Below are 18,723 nucleotides of genomic sequence, written 5' to 3' on the forward strand. Positions count from 1 at the left end.
AAACGTTTACAAAGATTTATTTTTTAACAGGAAATTTTAATGAAATAGAAATATAAATATACAAAAAATATATTTGTGTGTATAATATGAATTATTAGAACATATATATATTTCTTTCTGTTTGAAAATGAAAGGGCTAACATTTTTATGGAGGGTGGAAGTATGAAAAAAAAGATGCCAGTTTTTGTAGTATCAACAGTAGCAATGAGCATGATGTTAGGGGCATGTAGCTACCAAAAAGATGAACCGCAAGCGAACGCAAAAGGGGATAGCGGGAAAAGCGGTGCGAAGCAAGTTATTAACTTAATTGAAACGCAAGAAATTCCAACGATGGATCCAGCGTTATCAGCTGATGCAGTTTCTTCAAGAGTAATGGGTAATACGATGGAAGGCTTATACAGTTTAGGAAAAGATGATAAGCTAGTTCCTGGTGTAGCGAAGGAATTCCAAAAATCAGAAGATGGTAAAAAATATACATTTAAATTACGTGAAGACGCAAAATGGTCAAATGGTGATCCTGTGACGGCAAAAGATTTCGTATACGCATGGCAAAGAGCGATTAACCCAGATACAGCTGCGAAATCAGCGTACATTATGTATGATATAAAAAATGCAGAGAAAATTAATAAAAAAGAGATGAGTCCGGATCAATTAGGGGTAAAGGCGATTGATGATTATACATTAGAAGTGGAATTAGATAATTCAATTCCATACCTTGTAGATTTAATGGTATATCCAATCTTCTATCCTGTGAATGAAAAGTTTGTGAAAGAGCAAGGTACGAAGTTTGGTTTGGAAGCGAATACAACGCTTTATAACGGACCATTTACATTAAGTGATTGGCAACATGAACGTAGCTTTAAAATGACAAAGAGCGCGTCATATTGGGACAATAAAGAAGTGAAGATTGAAGAAGTAAACTTTAATATTGTAAAAGATACATCTACGCCAATTAACTTATATGAAACAAATGCAATTGATCGAGCGTCGTTATTAGCGGAGTTTATTGATAAATATAAAGGAAAACCAGATTTCCAAACAGTAGAAGATACATCTGTATTCTTCCTTCGTTTAAATCAAAAAGATCCAGCTTTAGCAAATAAAAATATTCGTAAAGCAATTTCACTTGCTTTTGACCGTAAGCCATTCGTGGATACATTATTAAATAACGGTTCTAAGCCAGCAACAGGATTAATTCCTGATAACTTCATTAAAGGACCAGATAAAAAAGATTTCCGTGCTGTAAACGGGGATATTGTAAAACCAAACGTGAAAGAAGCGAAGAAATATTGGGAAGCTGGTAAAAAAGAACTTGGTAAAAATGAAATCGAATTAGAATTATTAAATGAAGATGTAGAGTTATCAAAGAAAACTGGTGAATATTTAAAAGGTGAATTAGAAAAGAATTTACCAGGTTTAACAGTAAAAATTAAACAACAACCATTCGCACAAAAACTAAAATTAGAAGATGCGGGCGATTATGTCATGTCATTCTCTGGATGGAGTGCGGACTTCCCAGATCCAATTACATATCTTGATATGTTTGTAACAGATGGGTCACAAAATAAGATGAAGTACTCTAATCCAAAATACGATGAAATCATTATGAAGGCGAAAAAAGATGGAAGCGATGTAAATGCTCGTTGGAAGAACTTATTAGAAGCAGAAAAAATGTTACTTGATGATGCTGCGATCGTTCCAGTATATCAACGTGGTAGAGCATATTTACAAAGAGATTCAATTAAAAATATGTATAACCATAAATATGGCGGCGATTTAAGCTTTAAATGGGCGTCAGTAGAGAAATAAAAAAAAAGCAGGTGATCGCCTGCTTTTTTTTTAATACGTTCGTTTCTTATAAATGCCTTTTCCGCCAACTTGGTTCCAGCCAGATTGTACATCCAAACTTTTGTTAACAAACTTCATTTTTTCTTTTCCACCAAAGAGCTTTTCGCCGATGCTATTTGTAATGACACCAATCAATGCTGTTATTCCGATGATGAGGGCAGCAACCGTAATAAAATCAATAAAAAAAGCAATCATTTGAAAACTCCCCCTTTGCCTGTCTGTATGTTTATTGTATGAGATAAAAAATGAAAAAGAAAGAAATGTCAGAAAAATATTTAATTTACTTTAGAAATCGTGTAGACAGGAGGGAGGATATTTGTTAAAATAAGAACAAACGTTCCTTTTCATTCTCATTTGTATAGTCTTACATTTCTTAATTGATTTATCAAGAAAAAGTAAGAAAACGTTCTCTTTTTCATAGGGAAGATTATAGATAAATAACTATATATTATATGAAAAATCTATGAGAAGTGAGTAGTAAAAGGATTGAAAGTTATTGTTAAAGTACAGCTGAAGTGAGCGTAATCATGTTACATAGCAGTGAAATACACGGAAGAGTTTTCTCAACTAGCAGGAAATTTACTGTATATTTCTTGCAAAATCTATTGTATAATGATTATAGAAGTTACTTATTAAAAGTAATTGTTGTTTATTATAAGTTGTTGCTTACATGAAATGCGATTTTTGTACTTTTCAATAAGACAAGTTATCGCGAAAAATTGCTGAAGTTAGAAATTAAAACTGTATTTAGTACAGAATTTGTACTCTTTAAGGAGAGTGAGCTTTGTATGGTAACATTATATAGTTCTCCAAGCTGTACGTCTTGTAGAAAGGCGAAATTATGGCTAGAGGAAAATCATATTCCCTATACAGAACGTAATATTTTCTCAGATCCATTAACGATTGAGGAAATTAAAGAGATTTTACGTATGACAGAAAGCGGAACGGATGAGATTATTTCTACTCGTTCGAAAGTTTTCCAAGAATTGAATGTAAACTTAGAGTCTTTACCACTTCAAGATTTATATAAGATGATTCGTGACTATCCAGGGATTTTACGTCGTCCAATTATGATTGACGAGAAACGCCTTCAAGTTGGTTACAACGAAGACGAAATTCGTCGTTTCTTACCACGTACAGTAAGAACGTTCCAATTACGTGAAGCACAACGTCTTGTAAATTAATTATAATAATATGAAAACCTTCTACCTATTATATAGTAGAAGGTTTTTTTTAATGTTTCACATTGCGTAATCGAACTTGTTGTACGATAAAGCCGATGCATAAAATAGTGAAAATGAACAAATAAGGAATGCTTGTAGTGAAACTTGGATTGTTATGAAAAAAGGTTGCAAGTCTGTCTTCATGTGTAACCATTTTTCCTGCAGTATAGGCAAGAATCGCTGCACCGCAATAAATGAGGAATGGAAATCGTTCCATAAGTATTAAAATAAGTTTGCTGCCCCAAATAATAATCGGGATAGAAATGAGTAAGCCGATTATGACGAGTAAAAATCTCCCGTGAGCTGCACCTGCAATGGCAATAACATTATCAAACCCCATAACGAGATCCGCGAAAACAATTGTCCGCACAGCTTGAAATAAAGTTGTTTTTCCTTGAATAGAAGAAAGATCGTTGCTATTATCGGTTAATAAATTGACTGCAATTAATGTAAGTAAAACCCCGCCAATCAATTGTAGAAATGGAATGTCGAGTAAATAGACAGCTAGTATAGTAAGGATGATTCTTAGTACAATCGCTAAAAGAGTACCGATCAAAATAGCCTTATTTCGTTTCGATTCAGGTAAATTTCGGCTAGCTAGTGCGATGACGATTGCATTGTCACCACCTAATACAACATCGATACCGACAATCATTAGTACGGATGTTAAAAACTCTAAGTCCATTCGTCTGCCTCCATTTATGATGTTTTAATAAGCGAACTATATGTATGTGATGAAGAAAGTTGTTGTTAAATAATCTCTTCTAATAGAAGTTTCACTTTATTACAGTGTACGGGGGAATGTGGAAATGTATGTCCAAATTTTTTGTAAGTAAGAAATCGCTATAATAATATATTTATGTAGTTTATCGAGTAAAGATAGGCATATAACTATTTTTGTAAAATAAATCGATTTTATTTCCATTCTGGAGAATCTTATCATAAAATGAGAGTACAAGAATCTATTGATTTGTCATATGAGTGGGGAATCCCTTCATAACAATTCTAAGCAGGAAGGGAGAGTTGTATTTTGGATATTGAAAGAATTAATGATCATACGATGAAATTTTTTATTACGTACATTGATATAGAGGATAGAGGATTTAATCGTGAAGAAATTTGGTATGATCGCGAACGAAGTGAAGAGCTCTTTTGGGAGATGATGGACGAAGCTCGTGATCATGACGATTTCTTTATTGATGGACCGTTATGGATTCAAGTGCAAGCAGTCGATAAAGGGATTGAAGTACTTGTCACGAAAGCAGAGCTTTCAAAGGACGGACAAAAGCTGGAACTACCGATAGGGGTAGACAAAATTATAGATATTCCTCTAGATGAAGGCATCGAATCATTATTCCAACAAGAATTAGTCGAAGAGGTAGAAGAACAAACAGGAACAAACTTTAATGAAGATGGTACGTTTGGCTTTTTAATTAAATTTAATGATTTTGAAGATGTCATTTCATTAAGTCATCGTCTTATCTTTGAAGATATAAAAGATGAGCTGTATTCATTTGAGGACCGCTATTATGTATATGTGGAATTCGATGAAGTGCTACATGATGAAGAAGAAATCGATCGTATTTTAAGTATTATTTTAGAATATGGAGAAGAATCAACTTTAACAATTCATCGTGTAAGTGAGTATGGAAAACAAATTGTGAAAGAGCATGCGCTTGAAACGATTCGCAATAATTTTCCTGCTAAAACGTAGGCCGATTTCTGTAGTATGAAATCGGCTTTTTATATGAAGAATAGGAAAGCTTTCTTAGTTAGGAGGTAAGAGATGAAAAATACGTTAAAGCTGATTTTCTTTATACTGCTATTGTTCGCATTATTTGTTTCGTTACGTATGTTTATTGATGTAGCATTTTATTCAGATGTGATTGGGATAAAAGATGTTTCGATTTTAGGTATTATTAGTATTTTATTTACAGTATCTGCGTTTTTAATTGGTTGCGTTATTTTCTTAGAAAATCGACATCCATCTAAAACACTTACATGGTTAATTGTTTTAGGAATTTTTCCGGTATTTGGTTTCTTTGCTTATTTATTATTCGGACAAAATTTTCGAAGAAAAAGAATGTTCCAAAAGAAGGCGTTACTTGATGAACAGGCGTTTTTACAATATAAAGGGCATGAAGATTACGAAGAACGAATTTTACGCAATCATAAGCATCAAGAACTGTTATTTCGTTTAGCGGATCGATTAGGAGCTTTAAATATTTCATTTCAAACTGAAACGAGGACATTAACAAATGGAGATGAAACGTTTCGGGCTATTTTAAATGGGTTAAAACGAGCGAAACATCACATTCATATGGAATATTACATTGTGCGTGATGATAAATTAGGAACAGAAATTAAAGATATTTTAATACAAAAATCGAAAGAAGGCGTTGTTGTTCGCTTTTTATATGATGCGGTTGGAAGTTTTAAGTTATCGAAATCGTATATTGAAGAATTAAACGATGCAGGTGTAGAAATGATTCCATTCTTTCCTGTGCGCTTTCCGATTTTAAACGATAAGATTAATTATCGAAATCATAGGAAAATTGTTGTGATTGATGGGAACGAAGGATTTGTAGGCGGATTAAATATCGGTGATGAGTATTTAGGGAAAAATAAATATTTTGGCTTTTGGCGAGATACGCATTTGTATTTACGTGGTGAAGCGGTTCAAAGTTTACAACTTATTTTCCTTCAAGACTGGTTTTATATGACTGGAGAGGCTGTGCTAGCCCCTGAATATTTACAAGCAAAAGCAGTTGAGGGTGATCATTGGGGAGGAGTGCAGCTAGTTGCAGGTGGCCCCGATAATAAGTGGGAAACGATTAAGCATTTATATTTCGCAATGATCGCTTCTGCTCGGAAATCAATTTGGATTGCAACGCCGTATTTTATTCCGGATGATGATATTTTATCCGCATTAAAGGTTGCTGCACTTGCTGGTATTGATGTTCGTTTATTAATGCCGAGTAAACCGGATAAGCGTACTGTCTTTTACGCATCGAGATCGTACTTCCCAGAGCTTTTAGATGCAGGAGTAAAGATATATGAATACGAAAAAGGTTTTCTTCATAGTAAAATTGTCATCGTTGATTCTGATTTAGCTTCAATTGGGACAGCTAATATGGATATGAGAAGTTTTCATTTGAATTTTGAAGTAAATGCCTTTTTATATGATACAGATAGCATTCGAAAACTTGTTCAAGACTTTAAAGATGATTTAGAAGAATCAAGTGAAATTCATGGTGATCATTTTCATAAAAGACGTCTTCATAGACGAATTGTTGAATCAACGTACCGATTATTATCACCTTTATTATAAAAAGAGATGTCCGAAATTGGGACATCTCTTTTTTAAAAGGAATTTGTAACAAATTGTAGAATATAAGGAGCTGAAAGGGTGTGATTACGATATTTATCGCTAAAAGAGAAAACGGTGAAAAAATTCATTTACTCTATAATTGTAATGAAGAGCTTTTGCGCCGTATGCGTCAACAAGAACGATTCTTTTGTGTAGCTTGCGGAAAGGAAGTGCAAATGAAATTAGGGAAACAAAAAAGTTGGCATTTTGCTCATAAAAAAGTGGATTCATGTCTTGCCTTTTATGAAGCGGAATCAAAGTATCATATGCATGGTAAAGAATTGTTATATAGATGGTTCAAACGTCAAAACTTTCAGGTGGATATAGAGTACTACCTCCCAGAAATTAAGCAACGACCAGATGTTTTTGTAGAGAGGGCGGGTAGAAAAATTGCAATTGAATACCAATGTGCAAACCTCGCTATAGAGCAGCTGTACAAAAGAACATATTCGTATTGGCAAGCTGGTATACAGGTCATTTGGATCGTTGGTGGAAATCAATTGAAAAAGCAATCTGCATATTGGATGAAATTTTCCTCACTTATGGCTTTCTCCTTACAATCTTATCCTCAGCCACTTCTTATTTTCTTCTGTCCGAAACAAAAATCATTTATGAAATGTGCATTTGTCACTCCCTTTTCTACAAATGTTTTTTTCTCACATACTATATATTTACCAACTGATGCGACTACTTTTGAAATGCTTTTTTCTCCTGTTCCTTTCGGGAAAGAAAGATTGGGTGAAGAGTGGAAGAAGAGAAAGAAAAACTTTCGCCAAAATGCCTTACCGATTTGGAATTATAATTATAAGTCATTATTACGCCTCTTATATCAATTTAAATGTACCCCAGCGAGCTTTCCTTCTGAAATTGGTGTTCCACTCCCTTCTGCATTTGCTTTTCAAACAAACCCATTTATATGGCAAGCTTTTCTATATATGAAGTGTATAGGGGAGCTTGCAGTGGGAGAGTGTATTTCTCTTCAATACGTGTGTAGTTATGTAAAAAGGTATACGAAAAGGCGGATACTTCCGTACTTTTCGCAGCACATATGGAAAATGGCAGTTACTGAATATATGACATTTTTATGCTATATAGGTGTTTTACGTAAAGTGAGAACTTATACGTACCGAAAAATAAGGGATGCCGTGATGTTAAAAACAGAGGAGGAAATTATGAAACATGATGAGATTTGCTTAATACATGCGCTATCTTTATTTGAGGCAAATTTTAACATGAGAGGAGGAAAAGCGGATATAATAAAGAATGATTGTGAAGGAATTACATAAGAAAAAAACGAATTGTACTTAAGTAGAGATATTTAAAGGAGGGCTTAAAGAATGTCTGAACAAAACAAAGCGAAAGCATTACCAGATCGCAACGAGATTGAAGAAGCAAGTACGTGGCGATTAGAAGATATTTTCCAAACGGATGCAGAATGGGAAAAAGAATTCCAAGCTATTAAAGAGCTATTACCGAAGTTAACTGAATTTAAAGGGAAACTTGGTGACTCTGCGGACAATTTACTTGAGGCATTGCAATATGAAGATGAAATATCAATGCGATTAGGTAAGTTATATACATATGCTCATATGCGTTACGATCAAGATACAACAAACTCTGTATATCAAGCATTAAATGATCGTGCAACAAATTTATATTCACAAGTATCTAGTAGCACAGCGTATATTGTGCCTGAAATTTTATCGATTTCAGAAGATACATTGCAAACATTCTTGAAGGAAAATAGAGATTTAAGTGTATATGAACATGCATTAGAAGAAATTACACGTCAACGCCCGCACGTATTATCAGAAGCTGAGGAAGCTTTATTAGCGGAAGCATCTGAAGTAATGAGTTCATCAAGCAATACATTTGGTATGTTGAATAACGCGGATTTAAAATTCCCATCTATTAAAGGGGAAGACGGAGAAGAAATAGAAATTACACATGGCCGTTACATTCAGTTTTTAGAAAGTGATGATCCTCGTGTTCGCAAAGATGCATTTAAAGCTGTATATGAAACGTACGGAAAATTTAAAAACACATTCGCAAGTACGTTAAGCGGAGCAGTAAAACGTAATAATTTCAATGCGCGTGTTCGTAAATATGATTCTGCTCGCCAAGCTGCACTGAGCAATAATAATATTCCGGAAGCAGTATACGATCAACTCGTTGAAACAGTAAATGACAACTTACATTTATTACACCGTTACATCGATATTCGTAAGCGTGCACTAGGACTTGATGAGCTTCATATGTATGATTTATATACACCACTTGTACCAGAAGTGAAAATGAATGTGAAATACGAAGAAGCGCAAGACCTTTTATTAAAATCTTTAAACGTACTTGGTGATGAATATGTTGATATTTTGAAAGAGGCATATGAAAATCGCTGGGTAGATGTGTATGAGAATAAAGGAAAACGAAGCGGGGCATATTCATCTGGTGCATATGGAACAAATCCGTATATTTTAATGAACTGGCATGATAATGTAAATAATTTATTTACACTTGCTCATGAGTTTGGTCATTCGGTGCATAGTTACTATACAAGAAAAACACAACCGCACGTATATGGTGATTATTCCATCTTCGTAGCAGAAGTGGCATCTACTTGTAATGAAGCACTTCTAAATGATTATTTATTAAAAACGACAGAAGATAAGAAAGAGCGTCTATATTTATTAAATCATTATTTAGAAGGGTTCCGTGGTACTGTATTCCGTCAAACGATGTTTGCAGAGTTTGAACATATTATTCATAAGAAAGTACAAGAAGGACATGCTGTTACGCCAGACATGTTAACGGAAATTTACTATGATTTAAATAAGAAATATTTCGGTGACGCTTTAGTAATCGACGAAGAGATTGGTTTAGAATGGTCTCGTATTCCACACTTCTACTACAACTATTACGTATATCAATACGCAACAGGGTTTAGTGCAGCGACAGCTCTATCTAAACAGATTTTAGAAGAAGGACAACCAGCAGTAGAACGTTATATTAACGAGTTCTTAAAAGCAGGAAGCTCTGATTATCCAATTGAAGTGCTGAAAAAAGCAGGAGTAGATATGGCATCTCCTGAACCAGTAAAAGAGGCACTACAAGTATTTGAAGAGAAATTAAATGAATTAGAAGCATTATTATTTGAAGAAAAGTAATGAAAAAAGACGAGGGATTGTATCCTCGTCTTTTTGTTGAATAGATTCAATGTCGATATTTGTCGGAGAGAAAGGTGAATTTCTTTGTTTTTCTAACTGAAAGGATAGTTTTACGACTGATTTTTAAAATTAAAACCCTTTGAATCGTTTTTTATAATTGAAATAAGAGAGAGTGATAACGATGATTCCAAATAAAAGAGGTAAGGCAATAATTTTAGGAAAAGCTTGTAGTAGAGAGAGGATGTACAAGAAAAAAGAAACGATGACAGCTAGAAAGAGAAGAGCAATATAAGATTTTTTCATAAATAAACCCCCTAAATGACCTTTTTTATAGCTTATTCAAAAATGAAAACGTTTAGAATGTGACAAAAGTGTGAAATTCGACAAAAGGGGTTGTCATCTGACGTCGAATCTTGTAATATAATAAGCGTGAACGAATTCACATACAAACATATACCCCTTTGTTTGAACGTGAAAATTTCTCCCATCCCCTTTAATATTTTTATAAGCCGTAAAGAAAAAGACCTGGTGTTTACACCAGGTCTTTTTCTTTTGCTATCCATTTCCAATAACGTTCGCATTTTACTTCTATCATTTGTACTTTTCGTTTCAGTTGTAATTTTTTTAGTTCGCGTTCAATTTCTTGTTGCGGACAATCATAAATAAATGCTACTTCTTTTGAAGATATAAATTGTGTTGCTTCTAGTAACACTTCTAAAGGTGGTAATGGTTCTGGCTCAATTTCACATTTTACAAGTTCTTTCAATAATTGTACGTATACATCGTAGGAATAATTTCCAGCGATTTTAATACCTTCTTCATCTGAGTTCGCATGAAAAAAGACGAGGGAAGGTATTTCTGTAATATGCATTTCATTCGTGAATTTCAAGTCACATTGGAAAGCTTTTTTTGCACTAGCAGAATGTAGATCTTTTTTAAATTCTTCTACATCAATATTGCTATCTTTCGCACATGCAAGTAATAGTTCGCAGTCAGGGTTTGATACATTTTCAAGGAAAATGTATTCTTGGAGTTTTCGCAAAAACTTCGAACCTGCTTTTCGGCCTTGCAACTCCGCTGCCTTAATTGCCATCGAAACTAAATATGGTGTTGACGATGCTTCTTGCATATGTACCTTTCCATCACATGAAAAACCTTGTAAACTGGTTGTCTTTTCCCACACAAATCGAATATTAGCAGGTTTATTCCATTTGTGTGAGGAAGCGTTCGTTCCATCCACTTTTCCTGTTACGATATGACGAATAGAGAAGTATTTCCCGTATTCAAGCCATAGTTTAATAATAAAAGGCTCAATTTCCCAGCAATCTTTACAAAGTGGATCAATAAATAAATATGCTTCTACAGACTTATGCTCGCATGCGGAAGGAGATGGCATATTTATATGCTTTGCTTCCTGCTTATCCATTACACTTCACCTGTTTCGTTTGGAGTATTAACCATATGCTGAGCGGTTAATGCTAAACGTTCAAAAACAAACTCTCTTATATGACCATGAACTCCAGTATCATCCATTGCTTGCTCCATACATGATAGCCAAGCCTCTGCTCGTTTTGGAGTAATCTCAAACGGAAGATGGCGTGCTCTTAACATAGGATGACCATGTTCTTCAGTGTACAAATTAGGACCACCTAAATATTGTGTTAAAAATTGCTTCTGCTTCCTAGCGGTTTCTGTTAAATCTTCCGGGAAGATGGGAGATAAGTCAGGGTGTTTACTGACATAGGAATAAAATGTATCTACTAATATTGCAATGCATTGTTCACCGCCAATTGCTTCAAATGGTGTCATCGGTTGCTTGCTCATCCTTTATAAACTCCTTTTTCCATGAAATGTATATCTATTGTAGCAATGGAATGTTCGAGAGGGCAAATAAACAGCTTTCTCAAAGATTCTTTGCTTATTCTACGGGTGTAAACTTTTTTAGTGAGATGTATCCACTAGTGAAACATATTCACTAGTGGAATTTTCACTTTAGCGTGCTTTTTTTTGTTTGGCAAGGAAAAAGCGTTTTACTTTGTTATTTGTATGGCGAACAGGTATGTTATGTTGCGTTAATAAATGAATAAATGCAGCTTTTCCTGTTTCTTCATCTTGCACTTCAAATTCAATTTCATAATCATCGTGATTGTAATAGAAACTATGATCAAAGACAAGCGTTCCGCCTTTAAATAATGTTTCTGCTCTTTCTGTTGTTAAACTACCCATATATGTTAAAGCAGAAACAGGAATTTGTAATTTGTGTAATTGATCTACTACTGCTCCTTGAATGATTGTGTTTGTTTCCATCATCATTTTTGCTTCGTCTTCTGTTACGACTTGATGCGTTTCTAATAAACCGATTTCTGCAGGTTGTTTCAACGTTAACGTATAAGTTTCTCCTTTATGACGAATACGAAGTGCAGAGCCAGCTTCTTTTAACGAGAAGTCAGGTGTTTCAAAGTAGTGATTCACTTGTTTTGTAAATGCTTCAATAGAAAACGATTTACATAATGTATCGAATTCTTCTTTTGTAACGATATTTTTGAATTCAATTTCAATTTCTTGTGTCATTGTATAATCTCCTTTTGAAAAATAATTCTTTACACATTATCGCTTTTTCATAAATTTGGTTCAATGTTTTATTTGTTTGCGTCCATGTTATGATACAATAATACTGTTAAGTAAGACAGGAAGTTGAGATGGAGGAGTTAGAGCATGCAAAATAAAATCCAAGTTAAGAGCGTAGAAAAGAGAGAGAATGCTCTTATTTTTTGTGCGGAAAATAGTGAAATAGAGGTAAAGGAGTTAAGTGCGCGTAATCACGTACTTGTAGACTCAGACAATTTATCATTTTTATATATCTTAGAAAATGAATCATCTTTCATTTATGTAAGTATTCCGCACACATGCTGGGAAGCAATGCATGAAGCGATGAATAACGATGTGGTTATGTTCGTTCGCGTGAATGACATTGAAATGGAATTAGAAGGATTAAAAGAAGAAGTAGAATATTTAGTTGAAAATATTGAAGGTAATGCAAATTACGGAGAAGAATTAGTAACTGCTGTAGAAAAAGTATTTCTATAAGCAAATGGATTGATTTTGGTGGTGGTTGAAATGAATCGAAATTGGGAAGAATTTTTAGCACCTTACCACCAAGCGGTGGCAGAGCTAAAAGTGAAACTAAAAGGAATGCGTACTCAATTTGCAATGTTAACAGAGCATTCTCCAATTGAGTTTGTAACAGGAAGGGTAAAGTCGGTTGCAAGTATTATTGATAAAGCGGAGAAGAGAAATGTACCGCTAGACCGATTGAGAGAAGATATGCAGGATATTGCTGGGCTTAGAATGATGTGTCAATTTGTTGATGAGATTAAGCCTGTTGTAGAATATCTTCGAAAACGAAATGACTTTGAAATCGTGGAAGAACGTGATTATGTCACGCAAAAGAAAGATAGCGGTTATCGTTCTTATCATGTTGTCATTAGTTATCCTGTTCAAACGATTCAAGGTGAACAAAAAGTATTGGTAGAAATCCAAATACGCACGCTAGCAATGAACTTTTGGGCAACAATTGAGCATTCTTTAAATTATAAATATAGTGGACGTTTTCCTGAAGATATTAAAATACGATTGCAACGTGCAGCTGAAGCGGCGTTTTTATTAGATGAAGAAATGTCTTCTATTCGTCTTGAAATTCAAGAAGCGCAAAAGGCTTTTTCAAGAAAGCAAGAAACGAAAGATTCCGAATCATAAACTAAAGGGTGTTGGGCGATGAAATTTACAATTATGTCAAAGGGAGATCAATCATCAGATACACTGGCAAGCACGATGAAAGAGTACTTGCTAGATTTTGGATTTATAATGGATGAAAAGGAACCCGATATTGTAATTTCTGTTGGGGGAGATGGAACGCTTTTATATGCGTTTCATCGTTATTATAATCGATTGGATGAAACAGCATTTGTTGGTGTACATACAGGACATCTAGGTTTCTATGCAGATTGGTTACCAACAGAAGTAGAGAAATTAGTAATTGCGATTGCGAAAACACCATTCCAAGTGGTGGAATATCCGCTTTTAGAAGTTATTATTCGCTATGTGAATGGAAGTAAAGAGTCACAGTATTTAGCGATGAATGAGGCGACTGTAAAAAGTGCAGAAGGTACATTAGTAACAGAAGTAGAAATACGCGGAGAATATTTTGAAACATTCCGCGGAGATGGCCTTTGTATCTCTACTCCTTCAGGAAGTACCGCGTATAATAAAGCGCTTGGCGGAGCAATTATTCACCCATCTATTGAAGCGATTCAAATTGCAGAAATGGCGTCCATTAACAATCGTGTATTTCGTACTGTAGGATCGCCACTCGTATTGCCGAAGCATCATACATGTGTGTTAAAGCCAGCTGCAGGAATGAACTTACAAATTACAGTGGATCATTTAACGATGGTTCATCAAGATGTGAAATCAATCCAGTATCGCGTCGCAAACGAGAAAGTACGATTTGTTCGTTTCCGCCCATTCCCGTTCTGGAAACGAGTTCGTGACTCGTTTGTTGCAGATAAATAGAAAGGGTTATATATTTGAACAGATTTACATTGAAATGGGATATAGGGCCGGCTGAAGAGGGAACTTTAGTTAGGGAATTTTTGAAAACGAAAGGTATTTCTAAAGCCGCTTTAACGGATATAAAGTTTCATGGCGGAGCAATTGAAGTAAATGGTCAACATGCGAGTGTTCGTCATCAGTTGCGTGCTGGTGAAGAATTACGTGTCTTTTTTCCAGTGGAGGAAAGAAGTGAAGGGATGATGGCAGAAGATATTCCTTTATGCATTATATATGAAGATGACGCGGTTCTTATCATTAATAAAGAGGCGAATATGTCAACGATTCCGTCTAGAGAACATCCGGCAGGAAGTGTTGCCAATGCGCTGTTATCTCATTATGATAAGCAGCATCTTGCAAGTACAGTGCACATCGTAACACGTTTAGATCGTGATACTTCGGGGCTTATGCTTATTGCAAAAAATCGTTTCGTGCATCATCTTTTATCGAAGCAGCATCAACAAAAAGCTGTGAAACGAACGTATGAAGCAATTGTTCACGGAAAGATTGTAGAACGAGAAGGAATGATTGATGCACCAATTGGTCGAAAATCTGATAGCATTATTGAGCGAATGGTTTGTGAGGATGGACAAAGGGCAGTTACTCATTTTAAAGTAATTGATAGTACATATCATAAGACACATGTAGCGCTTGAGCTTGAGACAGGAAGAACGCATCAAATTCGTGTGCATATGGCTCATATAGGACATCCATTACTTGGTGATAGCTTATATGGAGGGAGAAGGGATGAAATGAAACGGCAAGCACTTCATAGTAAATCTTTGACGTTTTATCATCCTATTTTAGAGAAAGAGATGTCTTTCACTATAAAGCTTCCAAGCGATATGCAAGAAGTGTTGCGGCATACTTAAAAAGGGAACAAAATTCTTATATTATAAAGAATTTTGTTCCCTTTTTTCTTAGCGGAATAATATTAAAATTTGGTTTTCACCCGTACGCTTTATAACGAAAAATCCATTTTCGGCTTTTGTAGCAATGCCATTGTCATTTGGAAGACAAAATCCATGTGCTTCGCAAGTGCCGTCATCACGTACTAACATTTGTCCAATTAATCCGACAGGAAGCCACTCGGCGCGATCTTTTCTGGCTACATATTTGCGAGTTGGATCCCATTCTGTATTTAAAAGAGGTTGTATTTCTTCGGTTTCCGTCCATACATATTGGCGTTTTCCAAAGTTATCTGTTTTATAACGTTTTTCCCAACTTAAAGCCCCGCTATTTCCTATAAGGGCAGGGGTTGCACTAGATATTCCTAAAATGAACGAGTCGTGTGAAGTAGCTATCCGAATTTTTTCTTCGCTACTAAATGTAACGAAATAACCGACATCAATAGGTTTATGATCTTCGGTTTCAAACATTTGTGCAAAATCCGTTCCACTTGCATTGTAAGACGCACCCTCAATGTACATTTCTCCATTATGGGCAAGCCATTTAGCCCCGATATTATGGTCGGTGTCGCTTACACCATTTGCAATAAACCAAGAATAAGCTTCTTCTGCAGTGCCGAAGCGCCCCATAATATGGCTACCTGCAAAATGAGCTGTTGATGTATGATGACCTTCCGCATGAGAAGAGGATCCGTTAGCGATAGTTGCGGTTCCTTCTGCGTGTGCTGCTTCGCCTAAAGCAATCGTCTGTTTACCCTCTGCATGAGAATAAGCTCCGCCTGCTGTCGTTTCACTTCCCTCACTATGCGAACTATGTCCAGTTGCTTTTGAGTTTGATCCCTCTGCATGAGAGAAAGAACCTTTTGCGTGTGTTAATAAGCCTTCCGCATGTGCTGCCATGCCCTCCGCATGAGAGTGAAGCCCTTCCGCATATGCATATCGGCCGCCCCTTTTAACTTTTGTATTTTCAGGTGTAGGTGTCTCAATTATGAGTGGTTTTTCAGTTTGTATATCATTCGATGAAGCCAATGCCTCTTTTATTTTTTTTACTTTGTTTATAATAGCAGCTGGAATTTCTGGTTCCACTTTTTTATTTATTGCTACAGAAATATTTTCTTCCGTCTTTTCTTCTGTTTGATTAGAATGTATTACCTGTTCATCTTGATTTGAGAGCTGTTTATTTTTTTGCTGCATCTTTATTTTTCTGCGATCGATTATGCGGCTCATCACAGCATTTTCTAAAGAGACATATGTTGGTTTTACTTTGCTTTTTTTTGATGACTCTTGTTCTTCCAGTTCTTCTATCGCTGCAGCCCGAATACTACACCAGTTGTTAATTCCGTACATGGGCAGATATAAAGGGGGAAATTTTCTTTTTTGTTTAGAAGATTTTTTCTTCATTCTGTCACCTCCTGCGACATTATATGTAGTGTAATTAAAAAAAGATGCACTTTATTGCATCTTTTTTTAATTACTTTACCTAGTTTTATATGAGATCTGCCTAAATAATACGGTAATCTTTCGCTAAGTAAGGTAGTTATGAAATTGGACGGAATTTCTCAGCGACAAAAGGTAAAGAAGAAGGAACAGAGATAGTCTCCATTTCAGGATAACGTAATCCGGTTAATTTGCCACCAAATACAGCACCAGTATCAATATTGACTGTCTGATTGACGAATCGAGGTTCTGCTACTGGTGTATGTCCATATACAATCCAAGCTTGCCCCTTGTACTCTTGCGCCCAATCGCGACGGACAGGTGAGCCATCGGCATGCTTTTCTCCTGTAATATCGCCATATAATACAAAGGTTTGTACTTTTTTATCTCGTCTTCCTATGTAATCTTGCCGAATCCCAGCGTGACATACGATTACTCTTTTTTCATCTAGTATGTGGTAGAGCGGTGATTGTTCATAAAGAGTGATAAACTTTTCTTTTATAATGTTTTGCTTATGAGAAGGGAGTGCCTCATATTCAGCAACAGTTGTTTCAAGTCCGTGAGCGACTGTTACATTACGCCCAAGGAAAAATCGATATAGTTTATTACAGTGATTTCCAGGAGCGTAATAAGCTTCTTTTTTATGTATGACAAGTTCCCATACAATTTCAATCATACGTAATGAATGAGGACCACGGTCTGTAATATCGCCAACGAATGCAAGTTTACGTTGGTCAGGGTGAACCGGTAGACCGCTACTCCAGTTATATCCTAGCTTCTCTGTTAAATTTTGAAACTCTTGGAAGCATCCATGAATATCTCCTATAATGTCATATTTCATATTTAAACCTCCATCGTATTTTTCATTAGTATATCTAAAAAAGGATAGAGATAAAAATATAGCGTTTTTGTGTTGTTCATTTAAACATAAAGATTTTCGTTCTTGAGCGAACATTTAAAATGAATCCAATCGCAATCATGTATGTAAGCAGTGAACTTCCTCCGTAACTCATAAGAGGTAATGTTATCCCTGTAATGGGAAGTAATCCGATTGTCATCCCGATATTTTGGAATACTTGGAAAGTAAACATTCCGATTGTACCAGCGCAAATGTAACTACCGAAAGGGTCATTACTTTCTAAAGCAATATGAATCATTCGAAAAATGAGTAAGAAAAAAAGAGAAATAATGACACTTGCGCCTAGAAAGCCAAATTGTTCAGCGACATTAGTGAAAATAAAATCTGTATGTGGTTCTGGAAAATATACTTGTCCATTTTCCCACCCTTTTCCTTGCATTTCTCCGGATCCAGTCGCTAAGAATGCTTGTCTTAATTGATAGCCTTGTGCATCATATTTGTAAGGTGCTAACCATCCGTAGAAGCGATTTAATTGATACTCTTTTAAAATGTGTGCTTTAAAGAAATCTGTGTGAGTAAAAAAAATATATATTAATGTAGATCCAGCAACGAAAGTACCTGAAACTAATCCAAAAATAAAACGCCATCGTATGCCAGAAACTAGTATCATTGCTGCAAGCATCGCTGAAATGACCATTGTGTTTCCTAAATCTGGTTCTTTTGCAATAAGTAGTAGTGGTGGCAAGCTTGTCGCAAATATTTTTCCAAGTAGTAAAAAATCGTCATGTATCGTTTGGGAAAAATATTTCTCATTATGATTTGCTATAATTCGTCCAATGACGATAATTAAAAACAATTTCATAATTTCAGAAGGCTGAAAATTTCCGATGCCTGGGAGCCTGTACCAAGCGGTAGCGCCTTTAATTGTAACGGCACCTGGTACTTGAAGTTCTAGTCCAATAAGTAGTACCATTGCAAAGCTGTACAAATACCAAGCAATTTTTTGATAACGATCGAAGTCGATAATCATAATAACACCAATGGCTATAAATCCAATGAAATACCATTGGATTTGCTTTAGTACAAAATTGACGTTTTGTAAAAATGGCGGTAAAGAGGCTTGCGCACTTGCAATAGCACAACAACTAACAATCCCAATGGCAAATAAAATAAATAGTAATACGTAGTCTATTTGATATTGAGAATTTGGATCTTTCAATGTAGGTATTCCTTTCTACTGCTCTTTATAGTAATGGATTTTATCCCGCATTAATGGGCAGTAAGACCCCCACCTCAAAATTCAGCG

At 35.3% G+C, this 18,723-nt stretch carries 19 protein-coding genes; 10 read left to right on the forward strand and 9 right to left on the reverse strand.

The window, feature by feature from the left end:
* The first annotated feature begins 162 nt into the window (after nt 1-162).
* Nucleotides 163-1,809 carry a peptide ABC transporter substrate-binding protein gene (locus tag ACTFRM_RS02410; protein ID WP_000728609.1) on the forward strand — a complete coding sequence of 549 codons (1,647 nt, stop codon included), beginning with the start codon at nt 163-165 and terminating at the stop codon, nt 1,807-1,809.
* A 30-nt stretch (nt 1,810-1,839) separates the two neighbouring features.
* Here ACTFRM_RS02410 and ACTFRM_RS02415 read toward each other — a convergent pair whose 3' ends face one another.
* On the reverse strand, nt 1,840-2,043 hold the full coding sequence (locus ACTFRM_RS02415) for a hypothetical protein (RefSeq protein WP_000559971.1): 204 nt from the start codon (nt 2,041-2,043) through the stop codon (nt 1,840-1,842).
* A gap of 593 nt (nt 2,044-2,636) precedes the next feature.
* On the opposite strand from ACTFRM_RS02415, the gene spx reads away from it, so the two are divergent.
* Complete coding sequence (gene spx / locus ACTFRM_RS02420; protein WP_000258267.1) at nt 2,637-3,032, forward strand: transcriptional regulator Spx; 396 nt, start codon at nt 2,637-2,639, stop codon at nt 3,030-3,032.
* Nucleotides 3,033-3,081: 49 nt separating this feature from the next.
* On the opposite strand, the gene ACTFRM_RS02425 is transcribed toward spx, so the two are convergent.
* Nucleotides 3,082-3,756 carry a TerC family protein gene (locus ACTFRM_RS02425; RefSeq protein WP_000362607.1) on the reverse strand — a complete coding sequence of 225 codons (675 nt, stop codon included), beginning with the start codon at nt 3,754-3,756 and terminating at the stop codon, nt 3,082-3,084.
* A gap of 345 nt (nt 3,757-4,101) precedes the next feature.
* On the opposite strand from ACTFRM_RS02425, the gene mecA reads away from it, so the two are divergent.
* From mecA to pepF, 4 genes are all read left to right on the forward strand, one after another.
* Nucleotides 4,102-4,785, forward strand: coding sequence for an adaptor protein MecA (gene mecA, locus ACTFRM_RS02430; protein WP_000350713.1), 684 nt, complete (start codon nt 4,102-4,104; stop codon nt 4,783-4,785).
* A 72-nt stretch (nt 4,786-4,857) separates the two neighbouring features.
* Nucleotides 4,858-6,402, forward strand: coding sequence for a cardiolipin synthase (locus ACTFRM_RS02435; RefSeq protein ID WP_000799194.1), 1,545 nt, complete (start codon nt 4,858-4,860; stop codon nt 6,400-6,402).
* 80 nt (nt 6,403-6,482) lie between these two features.
* Entirely contained in the window at nt 6,483-7,727 is a 1,245-nt protein-coding gene (locus ACTFRM_RS02440; protein ID WP_000628316.1) for a competence protein CoiA, read from the forward strand.
* A gap of 51 nt (nt 7,728-7,778) precedes the next feature.
* Nucleotides 7,779-9,605: an oligoendopeptidase F gene (gene pepF / locus ACTFRM_RS02445; protein ID WP_000003348.1), complete on the forward strand. Its 1,827-nt coding sequence runs from the start codon at nt 7,779-7,781 to the stop codon at nt 9,603-9,605.
* 129 nt (nt 9,606-9,734) lie between these two features.
* Here pepF and ACTFRM_RS02450 read toward each other — a convergent pair whose 3' ends face one another.
* The 4 genes from ACTFRM_RS02450 to ACTFRM_RS02465 form a co-directional block, all read right to left on the reverse strand.
* Nucleotides 9,735-9,908 (reverse strand): hypothetical protein, encoded by a 174-nt coding sequence (locus tag ACTFRM_RS02450; RefSeq protein WP_000750355.1) that lies wholly within the window; start codon nt 9,906-9,908, stop codon nt 9,735-9,737.
* 229 nt (nt 9,909-10,137) lie between these two features.
* Entirely contained in the window at nt 10,138-11,031 is an 894-nt protein-coding gene (locus tag ACTFRM_RS02455) for a ClpXP adapter SpxH family protein (RefSeq protein ID WP_000360645.1), read from the reverse strand.
* Nucleotides 11,031-11,429, reverse strand: a complete 399-nt coding sequence (locus ACTFRM_RS02460) for a globin domain-containing protein (RefSeq protein WP_000043386.1) — start codon at nt 11,427-11,429, stop codon at nt 11,031-11,033. Before ACTFRM_RS02460 ends, ACTFRM_RS02455 begins: the two co-directional genes overlap by 1 nt.
* Before the next feature lie 168 nt (nt 11,430-11,597).
* Nucleotides 11,598-12,176 carry a CYTH domain-containing protein gene (locus ACTFRM_RS02465; RefSeq protein ID WP_000191121.1) on the reverse strand — a complete coding sequence of 193 codons (579 nt, stop codon included), beginning with the start codon at nt 12,174-12,176 and terminating at the stop codon, nt 11,598-11,600.
* Between the two features lie 144 nt (nt 12,177-12,320).
* On the opposite strand from ACTFRM_RS02465, the gene ACTFRM_RS02470 reads away from it, so the two are divergent.
* From ACTFRM_RS02470 to ACTFRM_RS02485, 4 genes are read left to right on the forward strand one after another with little or no spacing between them, the layout of a single operon-like run.
* Nucleotides 12,321-12,692, forward strand: coding sequence for a hypothetical protein (locus ACTFRM_RS02470; RefSeq protein ID WP_001180003.1), 372 nt, complete (start codon nt 12,321-12,323; stop codon nt 12,690-12,692).
* 30 nt (nt 12,693-12,722) lie between these two features.
* Nucleotides 12,723-13,361, forward strand: a complete 639-nt coding sequence (locus ACTFRM_RS02475) for a GTP pyrophosphokinase (RefSeq protein WP_001081482.1) — start codon at nt 12,723-12,725, stop codon at nt 13,359-13,361.
* A gap of 18 nt (nt 13,362-13,379) precedes the next feature.
* A complete protein-coding gene (locus ACTFRM_RS02480) occupies nt 13,380-14,177 on the forward strand; it encodes an NAD kinase (RefSeq protein ID WP_000673190.1) in 798 nt (265 codons plus the stop codon).
* A gap of 14 nt (nt 14,178-14,191) precedes the next feature.
* Nucleotides 14,192-15,085, forward strand: a complete 894-nt coding sequence (locus tag ACTFRM_RS02485) for an RluA family pseudouridine synthase (RefSeq protein ID WP_001079134.1) — start codon at nt 14,192-14,194, stop codon at nt 15,083-15,085.
* Nucleotides 15,086-15,133: 48 nt separating this feature from the next.
* Here ACTFRM_RS02485 and ACTFRM_RS02490 read toward each other — a convergent pair whose 3' ends face one another.
* From ACTFRM_RS02490 to ACTFRM_RS02500, 3 genes are all read right to left on the reverse strand, one after another.
* A complete protein-coding gene (locus ACTFRM_RS02490; RefSeq protein WP_000730517.1) occupies nt 15,134-16,522 on the reverse strand; it encodes a peptidase G2 autoproteolytic cleavage domain-containing protein in 1,389 nt (462 codons plus the stop codon).
* 136 nt (nt 16,523-16,658) lie between these two features.
* Nucleotides 16,659-17,399 carry a bis(5'-nucleosyl)-tetraphosphatase PrpE gene (gene prpE / locus ACTFRM_RS02495; RefSeq protein WP_000872698.1) on the reverse strand — a complete coding sequence of 247 codons (741 nt, stop codon included), beginning with the start codon at nt 17,397-17,399 and terminating at the stop codon, nt 16,659-16,661.
* 76 nt (nt 17,400-17,475) lie between these two features.
* Entirely contained in the window at nt 17,476-18,636 is a 1,161-nt protein-coding gene (locus ACTFRM_RS02500) for an FtsW/RodA/SpoVE family cell cycle protein (RefSeq protein ID WP_000654702.1), read from the reverse strand.
* Nucleotides 18,637-18,723: the final 87 nt, after the last annotated feature.

Source organism: Bacillus cereus group sp. MYBK227-1 (assembly GCF_051916325.1).
GTDB lineage: Bacteria > Bacillota > Bacilli > Bacillales > Bacillaceae_G > Bacillus_A > Bacillus_A cereus.